This window comes from Pseudoalteromonas sp. MM17-2 (genome assembly GCF_022347945.1).
GTDB lineage: Bacteria > Pseudomonadota > Gammaproteobacteria > Enterobacterales > Alteromonadaceae > Pseudoalteromonas > Pseudoalteromonas ruthenica.
Genome location: NZ_JAKRFV010000009.1, coordinates 26455 through 51728 on the forward strand (window position 1 = coordinate 26455; position 25274 = coordinate 51728).

General features: G+C 49.2%; 21 protein-coding genes. 12 read left to right on the top strand and 9 right to left on the bottom strand.

Features of this window, described 5'->3' with window-relative positions:
• Positions 1 to 143 precede the first annotated feature (143 nt).
• Complete coding sequence (locus tag MHM93_RS09350) at positions 144 to 701, top strand: DUF6795 domain-containing protein (protein WP_239448862.1); 558 nt, start codon at positions 144 to 146, stop codon at positions 699 to 701.
• A gap of 156 nt (positions 702 to 857) precedes the next feature.
• Here the strand turns inward: MHM93_RS09350 and MHM93_RS09355 are convergent, their stop codons facing one another.
• Complete coding sequence (locus MHM93_RS09355; RefSeq protein ID WP_239448863.1) at positions 858 to 1907, bottom strand: alkene reductase; 1050 nt, start codon at positions 1905 to 1907, stop codon at positions 858 to 860.
• Positions 1908 to 2032: 125 nt separating this feature from the next.
• On the opposite strand from MHM93_RS09355, the gene MHM93_RS09360 reads away from it, so the two are divergent.
• Together MHM93_RS09360 and MHM93_RS09365 are read left to right on the top strand one after the other, a co-directional pair.
• On the top strand, positions 2033 to 2617 hold the full coding sequence (locus tag MHM93_RS09360) for a TetR/AcrR family transcriptional regulator (protein WP_022943767.1): 585 nt from the start codon (positions 2033 to 2035) through the stop codon (positions 2615 to 2617).
• A gap of 161 nt (positions 2618 to 2778) precedes the next feature.
• Positions 2779 to 3663: a patatin family protein gene (locus MHM93_RS09365; protein ID WP_022943766.1), complete on the top strand. Its 885-nt coding sequence runs from the start codon at positions 2779 to 2781 to the stop codon at positions 3661 to 3663.
• Positions 3664 to 3696: 33 nt separating this feature from the next.
• Here the strand turns inward: MHM93_RS09365 and MHM93_RS09370 are convergent, their stop codons facing one another.
• From MHM93_RS09370 to MHM93_RS09395, 6 genes are all read right to left on the bottom strand, one after another.
• Positions 3697 to 4137: a nuclear transport factor 2 family protein gene (locus MHM93_RS09370; RefSeq protein WP_053911228.1), complete on the bottom strand. Its 441-nt coding sequence runs from the start codon at positions 4135 to 4137 to the stop codon at positions 3697 to 3699.
• A 267-nt stretch (positions 4138 to 4404) separates the two neighbouring features.
• Entirely contained in the window at positions 4405 to 4722 is a 318-nt protein-coding gene (locus MHM93_RS09375) for a hypothetical protein (protein WP_239448864.1), read from the bottom strand.
• Between the two features lie 86 nt (positions 4723 to 4808).
• Positions 4809 to 6233 (bottom strand): alanine/glycine:cation symporter family protein, encoded by a 1425-nt coding sequence (locus MHM93_RS09380; protein ID WP_239448866.1) that lies wholly within the window; start codon positions 6231 to 6233, stop codon positions 4809 to 4811.
• 124 nt (positions 6234 to 6357) lie between these two features.
• Positions 6358 to 7257 (bottom strand): protein translocase subunit SecF, encoded by a 900-nt coding sequence (gene secF / locus MHM93_RS09385; RefSeq protein WP_239448867.1) that lies wholly within the window; start codon positions 7255 to 7257, stop codon positions 6358 to 6360.
• On the bottom strand, positions 7250 to 9079 hold the full coding sequence (gene secD / locus MHM93_RS09390; RefSeq protein ID WP_239448868.1) for a protein translocase subunit SecD: 1830 nt from the start codon (positions 9077 to 9079) through the stop codon (positions 7250 to 7252). Before secD ends, secF begins: the two co-directional genes overlap by 8 nt.
• 76 nt (positions 9080 to 9155) lie before the next feature.
• Positions 9156 to 9599, bottom strand: coding sequence for a hypothetical protein (locus MHM93_RS09395; protein WP_239448870.1), 444 nt, complete (start codon positions 9597 to 9599; stop codon positions 9156 to 9158).
• Positions 9600 to 9817: 218 nt separating this feature from the next.
• On the opposite strand from MHM93_RS09395, the gene MHM93_RS09400 reads away from it, so the two are divergent.
• Positions 9818 to 11104, top strand: a complete 1287-nt coding sequence (locus MHM93_RS09400; RefSeq protein WP_239448872.1) for a Glu/Leu/Phe/Val dehydrogenase — start codon at positions 9818 to 9820, stop codon at positions 11102 to 11104.
• On the opposite strand, the gene MHM93_RS09405 is transcribed toward MHM93_RS09400, so the two are convergent.
• Positions 11091 to 11672 carry a TetR/AcrR family transcriptional regulator gene (locus tag MHM93_RS09405; protein ID WP_022943758.1) on the bottom strand — a complete coding sequence of 194 codons (582 nt, stop codon included), beginning with the start codon at positions 11670 to 11672 and terminating at the stop codon, positions 11091 to 11093. The genes MHM93_RS09400 and MHM93_RS09405 overlap by 14 nt on opposite strands.
• A 386-nt stretch (positions 11673 to 12058) precedes the next feature.
• Between MHM93_RS09405 and MHM93_RS09410 the strand changes: the two genes are divergently transcribed.
• The 8 genes from MHM93_RS09410 to MHM93_RS09445 all read left to right on the top strand — a co-directional run bounded on the left by MHM93_RS09410 (position 12059) and on the right by MHM93_RS09445 (position 23842).
• The gene (locus tag MHM93_RS09410) at positions 12059 to 13249 is read left to right on the top strand and encodes an efflux RND transporter periplasmic adaptor subunit (protein ID WP_045978677.1); all 1191 of its coding nucleotides are present in this window, start codon (positions 12059 to 12061) and stop codon (positions 13247 to 13249) included.
• A gap of 8 nt (positions 13250 to 13257) precedes the next feature.
• On the top strand, positions 13258 to 16431 hold the full coding sequence (locus MHM93_RS09415; RefSeq protein ID WP_022943756.1) for a multidrug efflux RND transporter permease subunit: 3174 nt from the start codon (positions 13258 to 13260) through the stop codon (positions 16429 to 16431).
• A gap of 207 nt (positions 16432 to 16638) precedes the next feature.
• A complete protein-coding gene (locus tag MHM93_RS09420; RefSeq protein ID WP_239448874.1) occupies positions 16639 to 17223 on the top strand; it encodes a PilZ domain-containing protein in 585 nt (194 codons plus the stop codon).
• A gap of 118 nt (positions 17224 to 17341) precedes the next feature.
• On the top strand, positions 17342 to 18382 hold the full coding sequence (locus tag MHM93_RS09425) for an agmatine deiminase family protein (RefSeq protein ID WP_239448876.1): 1041 nt from the start codon (positions 17342 to 17344) through the stop codon (positions 18380 to 18382).
• Entirely contained in the window at positions 18379 to 19278 is a 900-nt protein-coding gene (locus MHM93_RS09430) for a carbon-nitrogen hydrolase (RefSeq protein ID WP_053911239.1), read from the top strand. The genes MHM93_RS09425 and MHM93_RS09430 overlap by 4 nt, the downstream gene beginning before the upstream one ends.
• 13 nt (positions 19279 to 19291) lie before the next feature.
• Positions 19292 to 22768 (top strand): transcription-repair coupling factor, encoded by a 3477-nt coding sequence (gene mfd, locus MHM93_RS09435; protein WP_239448878.1) that lies wholly within the window; start codon positions 19292 to 19294, stop codon positions 22766 to 22768.
• The gene (locus MHM93_RS09440) at positions 22765 to 23571 is read left to right on the top strand and encodes a CsiV family protein (protein WP_239448880.1); all 807 of its coding nucleotides are present in this window, start codon (positions 22765 to 22767) and stop codon (positions 23569 to 23571) included. The genes mfd and MHM93_RS09440 overlap by 4 nt, the downstream gene beginning before the upstream one ends.
• 19 nt (positions 23572 to 23590) lie before the next feature.
• Positions 23591 to 23842, top strand: a complete 252-nt coding sequence (locus tag MHM93_RS09445) for a hypothetical protein (protein WP_022943670.1) — start codon at positions 23591 to 23593, stop codon at positions 23840 to 23842.
• Positions 23843 to 23854: 12 nt separating this feature from the next.
• On the opposite strand, the gene MHM93_RS09450 is transcribed toward MHM93_RS09445, so the two are convergent.
• Positions 23855 to 25228, bottom strand: coding sequence for a hypothetical protein (locus MHM93_RS09450; RefSeq protein ID WP_239448882.1), 1374 nt, complete (start codon positions 25226 to 25228; stop codon positions 23855 to 23857).
• Positions 25229 to 25274: the final 46 nt, after the last annotated feature.

The window sequence follows — 25274 nt, forward strand, 5'->3', positions numbered from 1 at the left end:
CCTTATTGGTGATTGTTAAGCGGCTTCATTGTTGCACCTAAGTTAATAGCAAAACATTCGGTAACATCTTGAATTTGCATATTTTAGGAACATAGATTAAGTTATAACCACAATGGAATGAATTAGCACACAGGAGCGTGCCAATGCGATTGATTGCTTTCAGCCTTTTTTGTGCCGGCTTACTTGCTTGCTCAGTGACGCTGCTTGGTGATTTTGGGCAACATCGCCCACTTATCTCTGATTTAGTGACCCAATCTCAAACCCTATCCCCGCAAGTGAAGGGAAAGCTTGCTTTAGGCGGCTCTGAGCTGGCTAATGTTGAAATTACCCGCACCTTATCGGTGGGCGATCAGCAATTCGTTAGCCGTGCGAAAACTGACAGCAGCGGACACTTTTACTTTGCCCCCATGACCACAGAGCACCCTGTTTTTGGCGAGCCTCCTGAGCGCTTATGGCAGGACATCAGTGTGCGCTACCAAGGCCAACAGTACGTGTTATGGTACACCGCCATTGACCATGAATTAGACAACTTCGTGCTACAAGAAACCCTGTCGCAGTTGCAGTGTAATTTGCTCTCTGCTGAAAATGAATTCAACATCAGCGATAAGCGCCGCCCTAGCCTGCCTGTGAATGTCTACTCGATATGTGATTTACATGTGCAAAAATCGGCACAAAAAAAAGCCGCTGTTGTCAGCGGCTAAGTCGGGGTCTAATCAGAGTTCAAGCAACACATACGTCATTACTTGCCACTCATCATAAAGCGCCAAAATTGCAAATTCATGACAAGGGTCATATTTTTGCATTTTCTTCGCCCACCACCAGAAATATAGCGGCACTGCAAAGCTAGCGCAGCCTTTTTAGTAAAGTTCAGCCAACATATCATCAGTGTATGGCGTGAGTGGTTTTTGCGCTTTCACTTTGGCGACCAAATCAGGGTTGGCAATAAAAGGACGACCTAAGGCTAGTAAATCGAACTCTTCATTACTGATTGCCTCGGCGCCTTGCTCCGGCGTATAACTGCCAACACCTACCAAGTTCCCGTTATAGTGTTTACGTAGATATTGCGAGGCAATGCCGTTGCCACCAAGATAAGGGAAACGCATGCTGTCATCGAAAATACCCAAGTGTAGATACGCAAGGTTTCGATGATTCAGCTGCTCCAGTAAATAGTCGAATACGGCGGTATCTTGCTCATCGCCCTCATCGAGCAGGAAGTACGCCCCAGGGGATAACCGTAAACCCACTTTCGCAGCACCCACACGCGCGATTACAGCGTCGACCACCTCAAGTGCAAAACGTGCGCGATTGGCAGCATTGCCGCCATAGTTGTCGTTGCGTTGATTGCTACTGTGGTGCAGGAATTGATCAATCAGGTAGCCATTAGCACCATGGATCTCAACGCCGTCAAAACCAGCTTCTATCGCGTTTTCTGCTGCTTTAGCGTAATCAGCCACAAGCTGTTCGATTTGCGCTTCACTCGCGGCTTTAGGTGTTTGATAACTTAATTCACGCATGCGCGGCACAGTGCCTTCGATACCAATCGCACTGGCACCGAGCACATCCCCTGCAAAGAAGTGTGGATGGGCGACACGGCCAACATGCCATAGTTGGCAAAATATCTTGCCTCCTTGGTCATGCACTTGCTCAGTGACATTGCGCCAACCTTGTATTTGCTCACTGGTGAATATACCCGGCACATTCGGATAGCCTTGAGCATCAGGGCGAATAATCGTGGCTTCACTAATGATCAACCCAGCATCAGCGCGACGAGCATAATAGGCCGCCATTTTTTCCGTTGGTACGAGATTATCATCCGCCATACAGCGCGTAAGCGGCGCCATAAGAATGCGATTTTTAAGAGTCAGTTCGTCATTTAATGAATAAGGTTGTAAAAGAAGATCGGTCATATAAAGCATATTTATTTTTTTGAATGTATATTCAACGTATGGATTGTTGAATGCTAATTCAAGTAAATATTGAAAATAAATGGTACCATGTTCGTTATCTTAGTTAGCAGCATCATGTCGTTTTTATGCGCAGCGCCGAATTTGACCGAGCCCACGTTTTACAACAAGCCATGCAAACCTTTATGGAGCATGGTTACAGCAAAGCCAGCATGCAAAAACTAACCCAAGCAACGGGGTTGCATCCGGGCTCTATTTATTGCGCATTTGGCAGTAAAAAAGGCCTGTTTATCGAGGCGGTGAGTCACTACCATCAGCAAAAACAACAAGCGTTCGACACCATTTTTAACGCCCAACGCCCGGTTGTTGATAGTTTGCGTGAATTTATCGCCAACACGGTCACTGAGTGCGTGCAAAAGACCTGTGCGAAGGTATGTTTGCTCACTCGCTCTTTAAATGAAATTGAAGGCCAAGACCCGGAAGTGGCCAATATTCTTGCACAAAACCTCAAGCAATTAGAGCAGAACCTAGCTGCGCAAATTCGCCGCGCTCAACACCAAGGTGAAGCCGTGAACCAAGATGACGCGATGAAGCTAGCGCGCTTTTTGGCCATGGGCATTTACGGCATGCGCACCTATGCGTTTACACAGCCAGATGAAGCCCTGTTAACACAAATGGGCGAACAACTTTTAGCCGCTATTATTGTTGATTAACTTGAAATTCATCGCTATCGCCCATAATACAGCTAATATTCCACATTCAGTGGGGGATGAAACACAATTGACCAAAGCTGACGGCGAAAATCTCTGCACGTAATTGGTTTTGGTGAAATGTGTACCTCTTCACACATTAATAATTAATAGAAGAGTACAACATGACAACACATATACGCTCCGCACTTATTGCCGAAGGCGGTGGACAAAAAGGCATTTTTACCGCAGGCGTGCTCGATGCTTTCCTAGAAAAGAAATTTGCGCCCTTCGATTTAAAAGTCGGTGTTTCTGCAGGCGCCCAAAATCTCGCTGCTTACTGTGCTCGGGCGCGCCAATACGCGCAAACAGCGATTGAGCACCTCACCACAGAGCAACAGTTTTTCCGACCGGCCCGGTTTTTCACCGGTGGTAACGTCATTGACCTCGACTGGTATTTCCATCAAGTTGAGCACAACGGCAAGGTGCGCTTCCCTACTGAGCCTAATAACCTCACGCCAGAGAGTAATTTTTATGCGGTTGCTAGCCACTACGACTCGTTTGAGCCGCATTACTTACATACGTGGCATGAAAATATGTTTGCGCACCTAAAGGCCTCAAGCGCCATCCCATTTCTGTATCGTCCCGGCGTAAAAGTCGAAGGTCATGGCATGATGGATGGTGGCGTTGCCGACCCCCTGCCGGTGCGGTGGGCTCATGAAAAAGGCGCGAAAACCATTTGGGTGATCCGCACAGTTGAAGCTCATGATGATGGCAAGATGCCGGTGTTGGAGAGACTTAAACCTATTATGAGGCGCATCAACCAATCGCCACGGATGTTTGAAATTTATCATCACTATCAACAACGTTACGCCGAGGCTGTTGAGTTTATGAGGTCACCACCTGAAGGTGTTAACGTGGTTCAAATAGCCCCAACTCGGCCATTACAATCTATGGTGTTAGGCTCAAGTATCGAGACTTTAGAAGAGGACTATCGCCTCGGTTTTGAAGTTGGCTTAAAAGCAGTCAATCGATGGAAAGAGCCCGAGCCACAACCTGAGGCAGTATAATTAGGCCTCGGGTTGCACTGCTCAATGGTAAAGCTAAAACATGGTATTGGTATTTTTGGCTTGCTCAGGAATAGCTTGAATGACATCCCAGTGCTCAACAATTTTGCCATTTTCCACACGAAATATATCAACAATGGCACCGCCATTTGGCTGCGGCCAGTGGTCACTTTTAACGTGTAATACCACCAAGTCGCCCTCAGCTATCACCCGCACTATTTCGCCACTGGGTCCGGCGCTTTTATCTCGTTTAGGCAAGCTGCGCAATAACGCCCGCAGGCCTTCTTTACCATCTGCGACCATGGGGTTATGTTGGATATAGCGCGGACCTAGGTACTTATCGATATGTGTCCCGTCTTCGGCGAGTACCACATCGGTATAAAAATCAATGACCAGTTGTTTGTTTTTGGTTAGTTGGTCTTCAGCCAATACACTGGTGCTAAATAAAATCATGAGTGTAATGAGTATTTGCTTCATCGCTGCCTCTAATGCTTGGAAAGTGACCCGTCCCGTATTATAAAATGAGCCTACAAAGCTCGTTTTATGGGTTGGGGTTGCATGTTGCCAGCTTAGAATAAACTCAAAAACATCCGATGAGCAGTGAATTTCGTTAACAGTAGTTTTAATTAATCTGAATGAAATTTATCGACAAAAACCTAGGTCTGAGCGGCGTTTTTAATCATCGCCCTATTAGGTAGTGACAGCGCTAGCCATCACCACCTAAAACAGAGGAAGGTTGAACGGCTAGTCTGCTTGCGCAGTTAGCCATAGGTAATCATGCGGCTTAAAAAGTACATAAACAATGGCGAGCATAATTCGCGGACCACGTAAGTTTGAACCGCCGCTTAGCTGCGCCGTCCCTTCTGTTGGCACGTTAATACGCACTTTATTAGAGCGGCACCAGTCCACTTTTAAATAAACTTCTTTTTCGCCTGGTGGCACATCAAACTCAACACTTTCGCCATTACCAATTTTACCCAACGCCTCACCTTCACACATAACCGTGTACTTTCTAGCCCTATCTGCATAGCCACTATCACGACTAATTCGTAGTTTACTCATGGTTTTCCTTAACACCTTAACGGCGACAGTCATCAAAGCCGTGAGTGTAACAAAAATTGCCATGAATAACGTAAAATGCTTTTAGCTCAGTTATCTATACTTTTCTCTTGCCAAATTCCGGACTCTGTTTGCCCCTGTATCTTGACCTTTGCTACGCAAAATTCGGGAGCTTTACCCTGCTTACGCTGGCGGTGGTAGTCTGATGTAACGCGTTTAATCGTCGGCGTGAGCTGCACAATCGCGATGATATTAACCAGCGTCATCAAGCCTAAGGCCATATCGGCTAAACTCCATACTTGCTCAAGCTTGGCACTGGCTCCCCATAACATCATCGCTAGATAACTGAGCATGTACAGGCCTCTGCCCATACGATTATCCAGTGCAAAAAGGTGCAAGTTGCTCTCGGCATAGGCGAAGTTTGCCACCACTGAGGTAAATGCAAACAAGGTGATTGCCGCCGCAACAAAATACACACCGGCATCGGCCATATGCGCGGTCATGGCATCCTGGGTGAGGCGAATGCCCTCCATATCGCCGCTGATGGGGATATCCGCCAGTAATATAATCACCGCCGTGCAGCTGCATAGCACTATGGTGTCGAAAAACACCCCTAGCATTTGTATATACCCTTGTGTGGCTGGATGATTCGGTGTTGGTGTTGCCGCACCCGCTGCGTGGGGAACACTCCCGGCTCCAGCCTCATTGGAATAAAGGCCGCGCTGAATACCATTTTTAATCGCTGCTCCGAGCGCCCCAGCTCCCGCCTCTTGCAGGCCGAATGCACTGTGCAAAATATCACTGAGCATCGCCGGCACCCGTTCATAGTTGATCATCGTCACCACCAGGGCGCTAAACACAAAAACTAACCCCATTAACGGCACCACTCGCTCGGCAAAACGGGCAATGGCCTTAAAGCCACCGGCGATGATACTGCCTGTGACTAAGGTGATAACCAAACCGGCATAAAATCGGTCCATACCAAAGGCGTGATGCAACGCATCGGTGATAGTGTTGGTTTGCATGGCACTAAAGCTAAAGCCATAACCGAGAAACAAACACAGCGCAAAGGCAATGGCTAACCATTTTTGCCCCAGTCCCATTTGAATGTAGTACGCAGGGCCGCCGCGAAACTCGCCTTGGCTATCACGTACCTTATACACTTGCCCTAGCACGCTTTCGGCAAAGCCAGTGGCCATACCGAGTATGGCAATCACCCACATCCAAAACACGGCACCACTGCCGCCCAAAGAAATAGCCACTGCCACACCGGCGAGGTTGCCAGTGCCGACACGAGCACTTAGACCGGTGCACAGCGCTTGAAATGAGCTTATCTGGTTTTTGTGAGCGTGTGTGCTGGTTCTTAATAGCGCAAACATATGGGTAAAATGAGTGAGCTGAATCCCTCTGAGCGAAATCGAAAACCACACACCAGCAAAGAGCAATAAATAAATAAGGATCTGCCCTTCTCCCCACAACAGCGCATTTACGCTGGCTATCAATGACTCTAGCAATGTTCACTCCAAGTGCTTGTAAAACTGCTTGTTTATGTCACTTTATACTAGGCTATGGAGATAAAAATGCGACTTTAGGCGGGATATAATCTAGGAGGCTAAGCCTCCTAGATAGAGAGTAACGCTAAGGTTGAGCGAGTTGACGTTTTACCTCATCACTGTCTTGGTTGGTGTAGTTTTCGGCGCTAAGCCCTAACCAATGCGGCACGGTGGCACTGATAAACACCGATGACCAAGTGCCCACCAGCACACCCACAAACAGGGTGATGGCAAACCCTTGCAGCGGCGGCCCTGCCAACGCCCAGATACTGACAATCGTCGCCAGTGTGGTCATTGAGGTGATTAGCGTGCGACTCATGGATGCGGCAATGGCGGTATTGATACTCACCGCCACCGATTGTGCGGGCTTAGCGCGGACAATCTCACGCACCTTATCACCGATAACAATGGAGTCATTGAGCGAATAGCCAATGATGGCAAGGATGGCAGCTAACACGGTTAAGGTGAAAGGAATGTCAAAGAGCACCAGCACCGCCAGCGTCAGTGCAACGTCATGCACCAACGCCAAGGTGGCCGCCAGCGCTAAACGCCATTCAAAGCGACAGACTAAATACAGCATCACCGCTAGGGTTGCGAATAACAACGCCATTAGCCCTTGGTCGATGAGCTCGTCACCGGCCTGTGCACCTAAGAAGCTGCTATCCAGTAGCACCAATGCGTTGTCACCGACCCAGGCATCGAGCCACTTAGGGTTGCTCTGCCCTTCGCTCGGTGGTTGAAACAATTGATATTGATTATCACTGTGCGCACTTAATTGAAAATCGCCACTGAGTATGCCCTCTAATTGGCTTTGTAGTTGCTGTTGAGTGAGCGCCTCAGGCGCTTGAAATTGATGCACATAACCGCCAGTAAAATCCTGGCCAAGCGGTACTCCTTTGATAGCAATCACAGAGCCGGCGAGTGCTAGCATAAGCATACTGACCGCCATTCCCAGATGGCGTAATCGCGTTAAATAATTAGCCATGACGCACCTCCTTCGCAGCTGCGAACAACCACTGTGACAAGTAAGAAGACACCAATACACCGCTAAATACACTGGTGAGAATGCCCAGCGCCAAAGTAATGGCAAAACCTTTAACTGGGCCATAGCCCACACCGATAAGCACTAAGGCACTGATAAATGTCGTTAAGTTGGCATCAATAATACTGCTCATCGCGCCTTGATAGCCACGTTTGAGCGCCTGTAGGCGGGTTCTGCCTAAGCGCAGTTCCTCCTTGATACGCTCAAAGATAATGACGTTGGTATCCACCGCCATGCCAATGGTCAGCACCAAACCGGCGATCCCAGGTAGCGTTAAAACCACGCCGGGTAGCAGTGACATGAGCCCCACCAAAGCAATTAGGTTAATTGCCAATGCAAGGTTGGCGACAATCCCTAAACGCCGATACCACAGCAGCATAAACGACAATGTCAACGCCAAGCCCAATAACAAGGCGTTAAAACCGTTCTCTATGTTTTGCTTACCGAGGCTGGGGGTCATGGTTTGCTCTTTGACTATGGTAATGGGTGCTTCTAATGAGCCTGCGCGCAATACTAAGGCTAAGTCTTGAGCCCGTTGCCAGGTGCCCAGCCCGGTAATACTAAAACGTGTTCCCAAGGCTTCGTTAATGGTCGCCACAGATATGACCTGCTCGCGCATTTGCACCTCACCTTGCGCATCTGCTACATATTCACTGTACAAGGTGGCCATGGGTTGACCTATGTGCGCACGCGAGAACCGATTAATTTTATCTCCTCCTGCTGAAGATAACTGCAACTGCACGATCGGCTGTCCCATTTCATCTCGACCAGCTTGAGCACCGGTGATATCTGCACCCGTAAATATCGCTTTACTCTCTATGGCGATGCTGTGCCCTTGCTCTGTGCGCACCCGCTTACCGCCAATTTCTTGCAGGCCGTGAAAAGAAAGCTGTGCAGTGGCACCAATAATACGCTTTGCTTCACTGGGGTCTTGCACACCGGGTAGCTCAATACGAATAGCCCGCTCGCCTTGGCGTTGCACCACAGCTTCGGTTATGCCTAGCTCCTCGATGCGCGAGCGCAAAGTAGCCAACGCTTGTGTCATATCTGCCTGAGCAAATTGCTGTTGCTGCGCCTGCGTGTAGCGTAAGGATACTATTTCTAAGCTGCCTTGATGGGCGCGACCGATATCCAGTTTTGGGTAGGCCGCTTGCAGCTTGTCAACCAATTGCTGTAAGTGCGCTTGGTTGGTCGGCGCTGCCACTAAGCGTACTTCGTTATTTTGCGGCGAGTGTATTTTTATGCCCCGTAAACGCGCTTTAACTCTCAGCGTATTGGCCTCTTCGGCAATGCTCTTTAACCGTGTGGCGAGTGCTTGGTCAGTATCCACTTGCAATACGAATAGCACTCCTCCCCCTAAGTCCAGACCGAGCTTCATCGGCGCTAACCCCAAACTTTGAAGCCATTGTGGTGTGCTGCTTTGGCTGACGACTTTGACCTGCTCGTGCCCATGCTCACGCAATATACGTGCGGCTTCGGCACTGCGTGCGGGATCAGTTAAACGGATATCAAAGCGTTGCTCGCTAGCATCATAGTGCGCCTTTGCGAGGGTAAAACCAGCCTCTGTCAACTCTGTTTTAATATTAACGGTGTCGCTGTGGGTGTGCACAGACGCCACATGCACTACAGCTTGATCAGGGTAAATATTGGGAAGCGCACTAAGAAAAAGTACTAAAATAACACTAATACAAGTAAATAAGCGCAGCTGTCTGCTCAGCGCCGACGCGCCTTTGACTCGCTCTTGCGAGTGAGGTTGTTGTCTCATTGTGAGTCCTTTTCGCTTGCTCAGCAAGCGTGTTAAATCTTGATTTCGGTATTAATAGAACGAAGGTCGATTTAACTCAGGGCTCGTAGTGAAGCCGGCTACGATAAGTTAAGTTCGCGGCCTGACAGTGATTGATAAGGCCGCATTTTTTCTGTTCCCTAGCGATATACCAAGGTTCAAAATGGCTGGCGGGTGGCGCCTCAAAGCGCTGTTTAAACGGCGCGGTGTGTTGCGCCAATGTGTACGCCAGCAAGTAAAGTGGTTGTTGCTCCGGGTGTAAAAAATAGCTGGGGTGAGTACGCATAGCGCGCTCGGGCAACTGCGCGGGGTGCGGTGCTGAGCGCTGGTGCTCAGAGGCGTCATCGGCGCTAACATCATCAAAGCTGCACTGCATTGGTTCTTGCATCATCAGTGAGCAGAGCGGTGATTCGGCTGTCGTGGTATGGGTATGGGCAAGCGCGGATGCACTGCTCAAAAGCAGCGTCATTAACACGATGACCATAATTATACCGTTGCGCATGGGTGCCCTGTAATTATATTTATACTCGGCTAATTGCCGATATTGAATGCCTCTTAGAGATAGGGTTGATTTTATCTATTTCAATCCCAGAAATTAAATAACCTTAAAAAGTGAACCACAAATGCTATATAGACGTTTGATTTAGGTATAAAAAATAATTGTTCTAAATAGTTCGACCTTGCTCTTAAGCAAAATCGAATCACGCCAATGGAGGCCCAATGAGTAGCACAACTTTTGACGACGCAGTGGCACGATTAAAACGCATCGGGGATGCCATCCAGTGCTCGCAACACGTTCTCAACACGCTCAGTCACGCGCAGGCAATGATGCACGTGAACGTTGAAGTGCGTATGGATGATGGCCATGTTCAGTATTTCCCTGGCTACCGTTGCCAGCACAACAATGTGCTCGGCCCGACCAAAGGCGGTATTCGCTTCCACCCCGAAGTTGACAGCGAAGAAGTACAAGCCTTAGCGCTGTGGATGACGCTCAAATGCGCTGTCGTCGATATTCCATTTGGAGGCGCAAAAGGCGGTGTGAGTGTCGACCCGAAAACCTTATCTCCTTTTGAACTTGAACGCTTATCACGCGCCTATGTGCGCTCTATGGCCGATTTTATTGGCCCTGAGCGTGATATTCCAGCACCGGATGTGTATACCAATGCCCTTATTATGGGCTGGATGATGGATGAGTATGAAAAAATTACCCGGGTTAAAAATCCCGGCGTGATCACCGGTAAACCATTGGCTCTCGGCGGCAGTATTGGCCGCGACGATGCCACTGGGCGCGGCGCTTACCTATGTATTAAAGAATTAGAAAAACGTGACAATCTCGACCCTCAGCAAACCACAGTGGCAGTGCAGGGCTTCGGTAACGGCGGTTATCATGTTGCCCGTTTACTCGCTAACGATGGCTACAAAGTAGTGGCCGTTAGTGACTCTAAAGGAGCTATTTATCGCCAAGAAGGTCTCAACGTTGATAGCGTCTATCAGCAAAAGCAAGAGCATAAAGAGCTTAAAGCGGTCTATTGTGAAGGCTCAGTGTGTGAAAGTCAGGACTACGACACCCTCTCTAATGAGGAGCTGCTGCACTGCGATGTCGATATTTTAATTCCCGCTGCATTAGGCGGCGTGATCACCGCTGAGAATGCTGAGCAAGTCAAAGCACGGTATATCGTTGAGATAGCTAATGGCCCGGTAACCAGTGATGCCGACAGTATACTAAAACAACAGGGTGTCATTGTGATCCCTGATATTTTGGCCAACGCCGGTGGTGTGACTGTCAGCTACTTCGAGTGGGTACAAAACCGTTGCGGTTACCAATGGTCGCGAGAGCGGGTTGAGCAAGAGCTAGAGCAAGTGATGCGCCGTGCATTTGCGCGCGCTAACGAGCAAGTACAGCGCCAAGAACTCGATTTTCGCGATGCGGTCTATGCCGTCGCACTCAAGCGCCTCAGTGACGGTATTGAAGCACATGGCACGCCCGATTATTTTAATGGCGAGTGAACATCCGACAGGTAAGCTCGACTAACTGGTCGAGCTTTTCTTTTTCCACCGGCGGTTTCCACTTGATGAGCTGCTCCCAATATGCCAACTTTTTCATGCCCCCGTAGAACACGGCAGCAGCGATTTCGGCGGGCGTTTCACCCAAAGCACCTTGCTGCTGCGCCTCATAAAACCATGAGTGCAAACCTTGCTCAAAACTTTGAAACCGCTCTTGCAGCTTGGCCGCGCGCTTTTTCGAACGCAAGGATTCAATCATAACAATGCGCGACAGGGTCAGGTAGTCTTTGTCTTGTGTCAATCGTAAGCCGACATGGGCCTGTGCTTGCAATTGCTCTTTTATCGGGGTTTGCGCGCAAAAATGGTTTTCTTGCAGTGGACGAATACGCTCTATGAGTAGGTCCACCACACCATCAAATAAATGCTCTTTACTGGAGTAATATTTATACAAAGTGCGCTTTGATACCTTTGCCTTGCCCGCCACCGCTTCCATAGTGGTACCTGCAAGGCCGTGTTGTGCAAATAATGCGATAGCAGCGGTGATCACCGCCTGCTGCTTATTACTACTCATATTCCGCCCCTCAACGATTTGCTGCGCAGTATAACGGAACCAATGATTATTCGCAGCAATAGTAAACGAAGATGTATACCTGAGATGAAAATAAGTATACACTTTCGTTTACTCAGTGCTAACACCCGTAATTAAATATGTAAAAATTTTCGGCTGTCATCTACACTGAGCGTTGGCGGTCGTGCCACGATTTGTGTCTTCAATGTTGTGCTCATGCACAGTAATGCCGATACACTTGAGCGCATGACATGCACCAAAAAAGCCTGCGCCCGCATAGAATAACCGCGAATTGTCACCTCGGTGTGGCTTGGCAACTCGCCTGCGAGAGCACGCTATAACAACGTCTGACCCATATCATTCAATTTGCAAAGGGAAACGCTTCACTCATGCGTCGTTATTCTATTACTACTGTATTACGTCCAGTTACACTGGTGTTCAGCTCTTTATTATTGTTAAGTGCCTGTGAGCAGCCAGCACAACAATCACAAGGGGGCATGCCTAATGCCCAAGTCGAAACCATCACCGCCAAAGCGGTGGATGCGCCTTTTATTATCTCTGTACCGGCCACGGTATCAGGCTCGAAAGAGGTGGAGATACGTGCTCGGGTCAGCGGCGTGCTTGAATCTCGAAACTTCTCTGAAGGTCAAACAGTCGATGCCGGCCAATCCCTGTTCACTATTGACCTTGCCCCCTACCAGCTCGCTTATGAGCAAGCCCAAGCGGCTGTCAATGCCGCTCAAGCGCGTTTAGAGCAAGCGCAGCGAGAAACCAAGCGGCTGAAAAAGTTACGCGAAGACAAATCAGTATCACAGCGCGATTATGATAACGCCATTTCCAGTGTTCAAATCGCCACCGCTGATTTACAAGCCAGCAAAGTGCAGCTGCGTGAGGCAAAATTAAACTTGGACTATGCCCAAGTCAAAGCTCCCGTTGCCGGGGTAATGGGCCGAGAGTTAGTCTCTGAGGGTACCTTCGTGCCAGGGCCCGAGTTACTGCTGACCTATATTACCGAATTAGACCCTGTCAGAGTGCGTTTTGGCCTCTCAGAACGTGAGCAACTTATGATGCGCCAGGCACAGAAAAAGGGCGAATTGAGCTTACCTGAAGACGGCCAATGGCAAACACGCCTACGTTTGCAAGACGGCAGTGAATACCATCACGGTGGCGAGGTTAACTTTACTGATGTGCGCATCAATCCTAATACCGGCACCTCAGAGTTTCAGGCTATTGTGCCCAATCCTGAGTTTAGTTTGCGCCCTGGTCAGTTCGTGCAAGTAGAACTTATCGGCGCGGTGCGTAACAACACCTTCGTGGTGCCCCAACGTGCGGTGTTGGATAATGGCACCGGCAAGTTTGTGTATGTTGTCGGAAAAAATGAACAAGGTGCAACCATCGCTCGCCCCGCTCCAGTGCAAGTGGGCGAATGGTATCGTAAACAAAATGGTGACAAGACTGAGAACCTATGGATTATTCGCAGCGGCATTAATGCCGGAGATGAAATTGTTGTCGAAGGCATGGCGCGCATTTTCTTCCCAGGTATGCCTATTACCGTGTCTAATCAGCAACAGCAGGGATAAGCAGCATTATGTTCTCTCGTTATTTTATTGATAGGCCGATTTTTGCTTTTGTGATCAGCATTGTCATTGTCCTTGCTGGTTTAGCTGCCATGCGTGCCCTACCCATAGCTCAGTATCCGGAAATTGCCCCTCCTGTAGTGCAAGTCACAGCCAGTTATCCTGGCGCTTCCGCCGAAGTTTTGGAGCAAACAGTGGCGGCGCCAATCGAAAATGCCATTACTGGTGTTGAGGGCATGATGTATATGTCTTCAACCTCCAGCAGCGCCGGCGCAACCACCATCGAGGTGACCTTTGAAATCGGCACTGATGTCGACCAAGCCGCTGTGGATGTGAACAACCGCGTGAAACAGGTTGAGGCTCGCTTACCAGAGGAGACTCGACGGCAAGGCGTGGTGGTGCAAAAGGGCTCGTCGAGCTTTTTGCAAGTGCATGCGTTTTACTCCCCTGACGGGTCACGCTCGTCATTGTGGACTTCGAACTATGTCACCCTTAACATTCTCGATCGTATTAAACGCATCCCTGGCACTACCAATGTACAAATATTTGGCGCTAAAGATTACGCCATGCGAATCTGGTTACGCCCTGACTTAATGAGCCAATTGGGCGTCACCGTGGATGAAGTGGCCAATGCGATTCGGGTGCAAAACTCGCAATATGCGGCGGGTAAAATTGGTGCGACCCCGACTTCCAAGTCACCGCAATCTTTGGTTTATAGTGTCACCGCTCGCGGGCGCATGTCTGAGCCACAAGAATTCGAGAATATTATTGTCCGCTCGAATCCCGATGGCAGCAGCCTGCGCCTTAAAGACGTTGCGCGAGTTGAGCTCGGCTCCAAGGATTACAACTTTAACGGCACCGTCAATGGCAAAGAAGCGGTGCTGTTGGGGATATTTCTGCAGCCCGGCGCAAACGCGCTGGACGTAGCGAAAGAAGTCAATGGCGTGATGGCTGAGTTCAAACCGCAGTTCCCTATGGGTCTTGAGCATGTGGTCTCCTACGACACCACCCGCTTTGTCGAGGTGTCCATTCGTGAGGTGGTAAAAACCCTGGCCGAGGCCATGCTATTGGTATTTCTGGTGGTGTTCTTATTTTTACAGAACTGGCGTGCCACACTGATCCCTACGTTAGCGGTCCCGGTCTCGTTATTAGGCACCTTTGCTGGCATGTATATGTTGGGTTATTCCATCAATACGCTGACGCTATTTGGCATGGTGTTATCTATAGGTATTGTGGTTGATGACGCCATCGTGGTGCTTGAAAATGTTGAGCGCATTATGCACGAAGAGCATGTCAGTGCTCACGAAGCAGCTATCAAGGCGATGCGAGAGGTTTCTGGGCCAGTGGTAGCCATTGTTTTAGTGCTGTGTTCAGTGTTCGTGCCGATTGCTTTTCTGGGTGGGCTAACTGGTGAACTTTTCCGCCAATTTGCGATTACCATCTCTATCTCTGTGAGTCTCTCTGGTGTGGTTGCGTTAACCATGACTCCGGCGCTGTGTGTAATGATTTTAAAGCATGAGCATAAACAAACAGCCGGTTTCTTCATTTGGTTTAATAAGTTCTTCAGCGCGGTGACCCATAAATATGTGGGCGCCGTAGGGTTTATGGTGCGTCGTGGCGTGCTTGGGCTGGTGTTAATGATAGCCATGGTCAGCGCAACTGTTGGCATTTGGCAAAAAACGCCGAGCTCCTTGGTACCCGATGAAGATCAAGGCTTCTACATTGCCGCTGTTTTTCTACCGGATGGTTCATCACTAGAGCGCACCGCAGCGGTGGTTGACGAAGTGGTCGCGGCGGTTAAATCCAACCCCGCCAACGAAAATGTCGCTGCTTTTACTGGCTTTGACTTTATCGGGGGCGGCTATAAAAACTCCGCCGCAACCTTATTTGTTACGCAAACCCATTGGGATGACCGCGAGGTCGATACCAAGGCCTTAGTGGCAGAGTTGTTTGGCAAAACCGCACACATCAATGAAGCCTTAGTGCTGGCTTTTAACCCCCCCGCTATCTTCGGTTTAGGCACCACCGGTGGTTTTGAGTTTTACATTCAAAATAAAGGCGCAGGTGGCCCAGAAAAGCTTCAACAAGCCATGCAGCTGGTTATGAATGAAGCACAAAAAAGCCCTATTGTCGGCAGTGTGCAAACCTTGTGGCGCCCCGACGCTCCACAGCTAAAAGTGGATATAGACCGGGAGCAAGCGCGAGCTATGGGAGTCAATATTAATGATGCTTTCAATACGCTGGCTGGTACGCTGGGCACTTACTATGTCAATGATTTCAATAAGTTTGGACGTGCATGGCAAGTATTGATGTCTGCTGATGCCGAATATCGTATGCAGCCGCAAGACATAGGCCGAATCTACGTCAAGAGTCACTCTGGTGACATGGTGCCGATGTCGGCTTTCACCACGGTGGAATTTACCCGGGGGCCGGATAGCTTGAGTCGGTATAATAACTTACCCGCCGTAAAGTTACTCGGTGAAGCCGCGCCGGGTTACAGCTCCGGACAAGCGATTGCCGAAATCGAACGTATTGCCGAGCAAGTGCTGCCAGCGGGTATGACCTATGACTGGACCGGCACCGCGTTTCAAGAAAAACGCAGTTCTGGCACCACCGGATTAGCATTAGGATTAGCGGTGATCATGGTGTTTTTGATTCTTGCAGCCTTATACGAGCGTTGGTCACTGCCCTTATCGGTGATGCTGGCTTTGCCTTTTGGTACCTTTGGCGCACTGATTTCAATTTGGGTGGCAGGGCTCACAAATGATGTTTACTTCCAAATTGGTCTGGTCACCCTACTGGGCTTAGCAGGCAAAAACGCTATTTTGATTGTTGAGTATGCCTTGCTCAAACATCAACAAGGTTGGAGCGCTGCCGCCGCTGCATTAGAAGCAGCCCGGCTGCGTTTTCGCCCCATAATTATGACCTCATTGGCCTTTATTCTTGGTGTTGTGCCCTTAGTGTTGAGCTCCGGTGCTGGCGCCGGAGCCCGCCACAGTGTGGGAACCGGGGTGATGGGCGGGATGATGGCCGCGACCTTCCTAGCCGTGTTCTTTGTCCCACTGTTCTTCTATTGGCTCACTGAGCGCCGTATTGGTGAAAAACGCTCACGCCAAGCGCTGAGCGAGGAAATCGCAGCGCAACATAAAAAGGAGCAGGTAGAAACTGACGAAGGCCTACTGTAGCCTCTGCCAAAAAGTCTCTCAAAGGCGCTGTTATAGCGCCTTTTCTTTTCAAACGTTGCAATGACAGCTACTATAGAAAAATCAGCAAGTTAAAACTTACTTTCGACAGTAGGGTAAGGCTTAATGGCAGCGCTGCTCATAGTGCTGTGCAACAATGACTGTGCCGATAAGGTCTTTTAAGTAATGTGGTTGAGATAAGTGAGCAACATGAGCAATGAAAAAAGCGAGTTATTCGCCGAGTTTTTTCAAATTCAAGAAAGCGTGAATGTCGTCGTAGAGAGCATAGAATCCGCCCTCGTTCCCACCGACGCCGACGCTCTAGAGCGCGATATCCCGCCGCTTTTTCGCCTCGCCAATGAAGTCAATACGCTCGAACAATCAGCGCTTCGACCGCTGCGACTGCTCGGTGAAACCGCCAATGAACTCGCCCACTACTTATCACTGCAGTCCCGTAAAATCGATCTCATTCTTAGTCATATTTTGATGCAGGAAAGTACCGACCAGCCTAGTGAGCGCTGCCAAAGCTATGGTGGCTCAGGGTTTACCTTACGACGTGAACAGCCAATGGAGGTTGGCCAGTATGTGCGATGTAAGTTGTTTTTAGAGCAAGAGGCCGCCGCCATCTATTGCTATGGCGAAGTCATTGAGGTTGATACCCAGGGTGATGGCTGCTTGCACAAGATTCTTTTTGCTACTATTCGCGAGCAAGACCAAGAGCTTCTCGTACGCGCCAGTTTACACGCTCAAACTCGACAACTGAAAAAGCGCCATGAACAGCAACGCGATAATTAACGCTTAGATACCTACCCGTTTTTGGCGGTGCTCCATGATAATAATTCCGGGCCTTATTTAGCTGACATTCAAGCTGTAAGTGCTAAACTAGCGGCTTGTTTTTCTGTGATTCATTGAAATGACGTTTAGACTCCTCCCTGAGTGGCATCAGCAGGATGCCGTGATGTTAACCTGGCCGCATTCGAATACCGATTGGGCGGCGAATTTGCCAGCTGTCGAGAGCGTGTATTTAGCGCTGTGCGATCATATTAGCCAGCGTCAAAAGCTGCTTATCGTTGTCGACAACGAAGCGCTTGAAGCCCATATCCGGGTGCGATTAACGGCACAAAACACCGATTTGAATCAGGTGCGTTTTGTCCGCGCTCAGTGCAACGACACGTGGGCGCGTGACCATGGCCCACTGACCCTAAGTGATGGCACAGGGCTAAAAGCCCTCGACTGTCAGTTTACCGCTTGGGGCGGTAAATATGCAGCCGAGAAAGACAACGCCATTAACCAGCAAGTATTCGCTCAGGCCCTTAGCGCTCAAGTAAACGTAGAGCGCAGTGAATTTATCCTTGAAGGCGGCGCCGTTGAAATCAACGAGCATGGGGTGCTGTTGAGTACCCGTCAATGTGTTCACAATGAGAACCGCAACCAACAGTTATCGGCCGCACAAATCGACAGCACCTTAGCGCAACTACTAGGAGCACAAAAAATCCTGTGGTTGGAGCACGGCTACTTAGCTGGCGATGATACCGACTCCCACATTGATACTTTAGTGCGTTTTGCTCCAAATAATGTGCTGGTTTACGTGCATTGCGACGACCCTAACGATGAGCACTATCAGGCTTTGGGCGCGATGCGTGAGGAGCTCGTGGCACTAAGAGGGCTCGATAATGAGCCTTATCACCTTATTGCCCTACCCTGGCCTAGGCCCATCACCAACGCCGAGGGTCAGCGCTTACCGGCCACCTATGCAAATTATTTAATTATCAATGGCGCGGTGTTGGTGCCAACCTATAACGACCCACATGATGCCGTGGCGCTTAAGCAAATCGCCAAGGCGTATCCTGAGCGTGAGGTGATCGGTATCGATTGTCGCGCGCTGATTGAACAATTTGGCAGCTTACACTGTATAACCATGCAACTACCGCATGGCTTTTTGGAGGAACGATGAGCGCCCCAACCCAACAATCATTGCGCGTTGCCTTGGTGCAACAGCAAAATACCGCCGAGCGTGATTACAACCTAACACAGTCTATTAACGGCATTCGTGAAGCAGCCGCGCAAGGCGCCCAGTTGGTGGTCCTGCAGGAGCTTCATACTGGCTTATATTTTTGTCAAAGCGAAGATGTCGAGCAATTTGATTTGGCTGAGACCATACCTGGTCAGAGCACGCAAGTCTTTGGCGAGCTTGCAAAAGAGCTCGGGGTGGTGATCGTTGCCTCACTATTCGAGCGTCGCGCCGCCGGCTTATACCACAACACCGCCGTGGTGCTGGAAACGGATGGCAGTATCGCTGGTAAGTATCGCAAAATGCATATTCCTGATGACCCCGGGTTTTATGAGAAGTTTTACTTCACGCCCGGTGATTTAGGGTTTGAGCCAATAAAAACCTCGCTTGGCACCTTAGGGGTGTTGGTGTGTTGGGATCAATGGTTTCCAGAGGCAGCGCGATTAATGGCCACTAAAGGCGCTGAAATCTTGATTTACCCGACCGCCATTGGCTGGGATAAAAATGATGATGCTGCTGAGCAACAACGTCAACAAGATGCCTGGGTTATTTCCCAGCGCGCCCACGCAGTGGCCAATGGTGTCTATGTTATCAGTGCCAACCGCACCGGCTTTGAGGCCGACCCAAGCGGGCACAGCGCCGGGATCGATTTCTGGGGTCACTCATTTATCGCCGGGCCGCAGGGTGAGTTACTGGCTAAAGCCTGTGATGATAAACCCGAAGTATTAGTGGCAGAGCTTGATTTACAGCGCGGTGAAAAAGTCCGTCGCATTTGGCCCTACCTACGCGATCGCCGCATCGATCATTATGGTGATTTAACCAAACTTTATCGCGATTAAAACGGAGTATTCCATGCAGTTAGCGCAGTTCATTGAATTGCCTTGGGTAAAGACACAACAAGACAAAATAAAGTGGGGCCAGCTACATGGCAGTGCCCTCGCTCTGAGCATTGGCGAAGCGGTTAAGCAACATCAGCAGTTAGTGGTGTTAGTGACACCGGACACCCCCAGTGCGTTGAAGCTCGAGCATGAATTACATGCGACCTTGAGCCGTGATGAAGTGATGGTATTTCCTGATTGGGAAACATTGCCTTATGATCATTTCTCACCTCATCAAGACATTGTCTCTACCCGGCTGCATACCCTCAGTCGTTTGAACAATATCAGCCACGGCGTGCTGATTGTGCCCGTTGCCACGCTGATGCTGCGTGCTGCGCCGAAAGAATTTATTTATGGCAATGCCATTGTTTATCAAGTTGGTGACACGCTTAACATCGACAAGTTGCGCAAACAGCTTGATGATGCCGGTTACATCCACACCCAGCAGGTGATGGCCCATGGTGAGTATGCGGTGCGCGGCTCGGTGGTCGACTTATTCGCAATGGGTCAAAACGCGCCTGTGCGTTTTGATTTGTTCGACGATGAAATAGACAGCATGAGTCACTTTGATGTCGACAGCCAGCGCTCTAGCGATAATATAAGCCACATCAATTTATTACCGGCGCATGAATTTGGCACCACGGATAGCGACATTGAACGTTTTCGCATCCAATATCGCGAAGCCTTCGGTGCCAGTGCCGAGCAAGACTCGGTATACATGCAAGTCAGTAAAGGCGCCCTGCCTGCGGGTATTGAGTACTACCTGCCGCTATTTTTTGAGCACTTGGGCACCTTATTTGATTATCTGCCCGAGCAAGCAGTATTTATGCATATGGGCGATACCCAGCATGGTGCCCAGCAGTTTTTAGATGATGTGCACAGCCGCTATGAAAGCCGCAAAGTGGACCCTCTGCGACCGCTGTTACCACCTAACCAGCTCTACTTGCCCATTGAAGAGTTAAATCAGCAGTGCAAAGCCTATCCGCGCATTGATTTATCGCAAGCGAAGCTGCCAACCAAAGCCGGCTACTTTAATCTTCCCTGCGAGCCATTGCCCGAGGTACGCATAGATCATAGTAAGCAGCCTCCCTATGGCGCCTTTTTAGATTACGCCGTAGAGCAAAAGCGCCAAGGCGCGCGTATCGTGCTGTGCGTAGAATCCGATGGCCGTCGTGAAGCGCTACTAACGTTGCTCAAACCCAGCGGCTTGAAAATCCGCGCTTTTGATACCTTGGCACAATGTCTAGACAGCGACGCGGATATTTCTTTACTGGTGGCACCTTTTGAGCAAAGCGTGGTGCTAACTCACAATGCCCGTGTCAGTTTAATCACCGAACAAGAACTGCTCGGGATCCGCGTATCACAACGCCGCCGCCGTAAACATAAACACCAGGCCAGCAGTGATGCGCTGATCCGCAACTTAGCGGAACTCAAAGAAGGTCAGCCAATCGTCCATTTAGACCACGGTGTGGGCCGCTATGTGGGCCTGGAGACACTCGATGCAGCGGGTGTTGCCACGGAATTCGTCACCATCATGTATGCCAATGACGCCAAGCTCTATGTACCGGTATCGGCATTGCATATGCTCAGTCGTTATTCCGGGGGAGAAGAAGCCAGCGCGCCATTACATAAACTTGGCTCTGATGCCTGGGAGAAAGCCAAACGCCGCGCTGCCGAGAAAGTCCGTGATGTGGCCGCTGAGCTGCTCGATATCTATGCCAAACGCCAAGCTAAGCCAGGCTATAAGTTTGCTCTTGATGATGCTGGCTATCGACAATTCAGCGATAATTTTGTGTTTGAGGCCACCGATGATCAGCAAAATGCTATTGATGCCGTGCTCAGCGATATGCAAAGCAAAAATGCCATGGATCGCTTGGTCTGTGGTGATGTCGGTTTTGGTAAAACCGAAGTGGCGATGCGCGCAGCCTATACTGCCGTTGCCGATTCTAAGCAAGTGGCGGTATTGGTGCCCACCACACTGTTGGCGCAGCAGCACTTTGAGAACTTCCGTGACCGCTTTGCCGACTTCCCTGTGGAAGTCGATATTTTGTCACGGTTCAAATCCACGAAAGAGCAAAATGCCACCTTAGCCAAAATAAAAGATGGCCAAGTCGATATTGTTATCGGCACCCATAAGTTGTTGCAAGAAAACATTAAGTTCGCCGACCTTGGTTTACTTATTGTCGATGAAGAGCACCGTTTCGGGGTGCGTCAAAAAGAAAAGATTAAGGCCCTGCGTGCAGATGTCGATATTCTCACCCTAACGGCCACGCCAATTCCACGAACCCTAAACATGGCCATGAGTGGCATGCGTGACTTATCCATTATTGCCACGCCACCAGCCAAACGTTTAGCGGTAAAGACCTTTGTGCGCCAACGAGACGATGACATGATCCGTGAAGCTATTTTGCGGGAAATTAAACGCGGTGGTCAGGTGTATTTCCTCCATAATAACGTTGAAACCATCGAGCGCACTGCCGAGGATATTCGCAAAGTCGTGCCTGAGGCCAGTGTCGCGGTCGCCCACGGTCAAATGCGCGAGCGTGAACTAGAAAGCCTAATGAGCGAGTTTTACCATCAACGCTTTAATGTGTTGGTGTGTACCACCATCATTGAGACTGGCATTGATATCCCCAGTGCAAATACTATTATTATGGACCGCGCGGATCGTCTCGGCTTAGCGCAATTGCACCAGTTGCGCGGGCGCGTCGGCCGCAGCCACCATCAGGCCTATGCCTATTTGCTCACCCCGGGCCCTAAAGCGATGTCGAAAGACGCACAAAAACGCTTAGAGGCCATCGAGTCCCTTGAAGACCTCGGTGCGGGCTTCACCTTGGCCACTCATGACTTAGAAATTCGCGGCGCCGGTGAACTACTTGGCGATGAGCAAAGCGGGCAAATCCAGACCATCGGGTTTAGCATGTACATGGAGATGCTAGAGCAAGCGGTGGAAGCGCTAAAAAATGGCCAAGAACCCACCCTAGATAAGCTGATTAAAGCGCACACCGAAGTCGATATTAAACTGGCTGCGCTATTGCCCAATGATTATATCAGTGATGTTAATCTGCGCTTGGGGCTTTATAAGCGTATCGCCAGTGCCAGTGATTTTGATGCCCTTGATGAGCTGAAGGTCGAGCTTATTGACCGTTTCGGCCTACTCCCTGATGCCACCAAGAATTTATTTGCCGTGCAGCAACTGAAAATCCGCGCTGGGGCCTTGGGTATCACTAAGGTTGAGGCCAATCCTAAGGGCGGGTACTTTGAATTTAGTGAACAGACCAAGGTTAGCCCCGAATTTATTATTGGTTTAATCCAAGCTGATCCACAGCACTATAGAATGGAAGGCGCCAATCGGTTACGCTTAATGATTGATGAAGCCAATGCTCAAGAGCGCTTAAAACTGATCACCGCGATGATTGCGGATTTCGAAGCCAAGGTAGGAAGTAAATGATAAGAATAATAGCTATGCTGATGGCTGGGTGTTTTAGTAGCCTGAGCTACGCCGCCGATGGGCGCTGGTTCGAAATTGAGGTCTTGGTGTTTAGCCAACCTGATGCGTTAATCAGTGAGACCTTAGCCAATGACAATGCCAAACTCGATGATTATCACAGTAATGACGATATTATCACTGAGGGCTATATCACGACGCTCACCAAGCAGTGCTTAGCGGGGCAGATTGACCCACCCACGACGCCTGCCAAACCTCTGCTTGCAAGTGACAACCAAGTATCCGCAGCGTGTGAATACAGCAAAGAGGATTTTAGCGCACTGACCCGTTTACCTCAGGTCGTCGATGGAGAGGTGTATGAACATACCGACACGCCTTATGTGCTAGCCCAATCGCAATTGCAATTTAGCGATAAGCGTGATCAACTGGCGCGCATTGGTAGGCAAGTGCTTTTGCACACAGGTTGGCGCTTTCCTGGGCAATCGAAACGAACGGCCCCTAAATTCCGCTTGTACGGTGGCGAGCTAATTGCTCGAGTGCCAAAAAATGTGCCTAATAGCGCAGATTTTTTGAGCCCAATACGTCCGGAATATAACTTAATTTGGCAGTTAGATGGCTTTTTAAAGGTGCATCTAAACCATTACCTCTATATTACCTCGGCGTTAACATTGCGTCAGACTGGGGATACAGAAACACACTTGAGTGGCGAGTTTTCGCAATTTCGTCGTGTTATTTCCGGCGAAATCCATTATTTTGACCACCCACAACTAGGCATGCTGGTGCAAATAAGGCGCTTTAACCATTAATTCAATGTGAGGAAAAACAATGAAAAAATCTCTCTTTCTCTCTTTAGCCACCGTGCTCACCTTGAGTGCCTGCTCGAAAGTAACGCTGGAGAATTACGAGCAACTGTCTGTGGGCATGGATAAAACCGAAGTCGAAGCCCTGCTTGGAGAAGCTGATGCGTGTGAAAAGAAAGCGCTTCACACTAACTGTATTTGGGGCTCTGAGAGCAAAAATATTCAAATAACCTTAGTTTCCGACAAAGTAACACTCTATTCAGAAAAAGGGCTGTAGCGAGGCCACGGCTCACGCACTGGGTGAGCCGATTTTTTCTAGGGCAACAATTTGTGAGCGATTGAGGGTGATCTTATAGCGCTGGGCTTGAGCCTCGTGGTTATCATCACGCGTCACGAGTACCACATTAATTTGATAACGCCTTTCAACGGCATGCTTGCGGATTTTTTTACCACTGTACTCATATACTCGCCCTTCCCCTTTACGTAAGTAGCGCACCATCGGCGCCATGCTAATGTTTATGCTCTGGTGCAAGGCATCGTAGCCTGGCATAAAGGTGTTCACGGGCACATCACATTCAAAGCGCATATACATCCATTGCGCTGCCTGCTTATTTTGCTGTCGGCGCTTAGAGAAGATAGCCGCTATCTCTTTGGGGATCCGCGTTGGTTTTATATATTCCAACCAGACCTTTTGTTTCGCCACTTTCACTTTCGTAGTGGAGTTATAAAAAGACTGTAACCATTTAGCACGGCCCATAATAATACGACGCCAAATAATACGCGTGATGTCTTCTTTAAAGATCTCCCTGAGCCCGTAAATGGTGCCTAATAAAGCGACTAAACCGATAGTTACCTGAGTGAAGTTGGTCCGTGCAGTCAGCACCAGTAACATGACAAAGGCCATCATAATCGCGGTGACCGAGCCTTTAACAACACGTCTTAATAAGGTGTTTAAGTTTCGCGTTTCTCGTCTGAGTACCACCCCATGCTCGATTAAGCGTTGCAACAAATGCATTTTATTCGCTAGCCGATTGGGGTCATCCACAGTGGATACAGAGTTATAACGTTTTTGTTCGCGGTAGCCGTTTTCTGCCTCGCAAAACTGAAGTAATTGCTTGCGCTCAACAGCATGCTCACTTCTTTTCGGTCCTTTATCAAGGAGTTTTAAAATCACTTGCTCAGCGTGCCAGCTAAGAAAGTTATCGGCATTGTAAAAAAACGACAACAACTTTTCTTCTTTGGGCTTATACCGCCGTAAACGCTTTAACAGCCGCTCAGTTTCTTGTTGCATGGCTTGAACACGAATAAAAAATGCATCCGGCTCCTTTATGGCCAACGCTTCATTAACATCGGTATCTAACGCCAACCTTACCTGATAACAATACAAGTTGAGGTTCTGCCGATAGTCTTGCTCATCACCTCGGTTTTTACTTATAAAACGACTGCGCACCAAAGGCAGGTGGATGCCACTGGCGTTATAAGCCATGCGCGTTTTCACATGGTTATGATAAAAGCTTTCTTCACTTAAAGTATTAGGATTGATCCCCATTTCATTGGGAATGCAAAGATACAACTCCACGAGCGAATGAGACTTTGGCAACAGCGATTGACTGATTTGCAGCCTGAGGCCTTCATCTTGTTTGAAGCTAATATGGTGATGCAAAGGAGCCGTACCTAGGTTGCTGAATTCAACTTAGTTATACCATTGT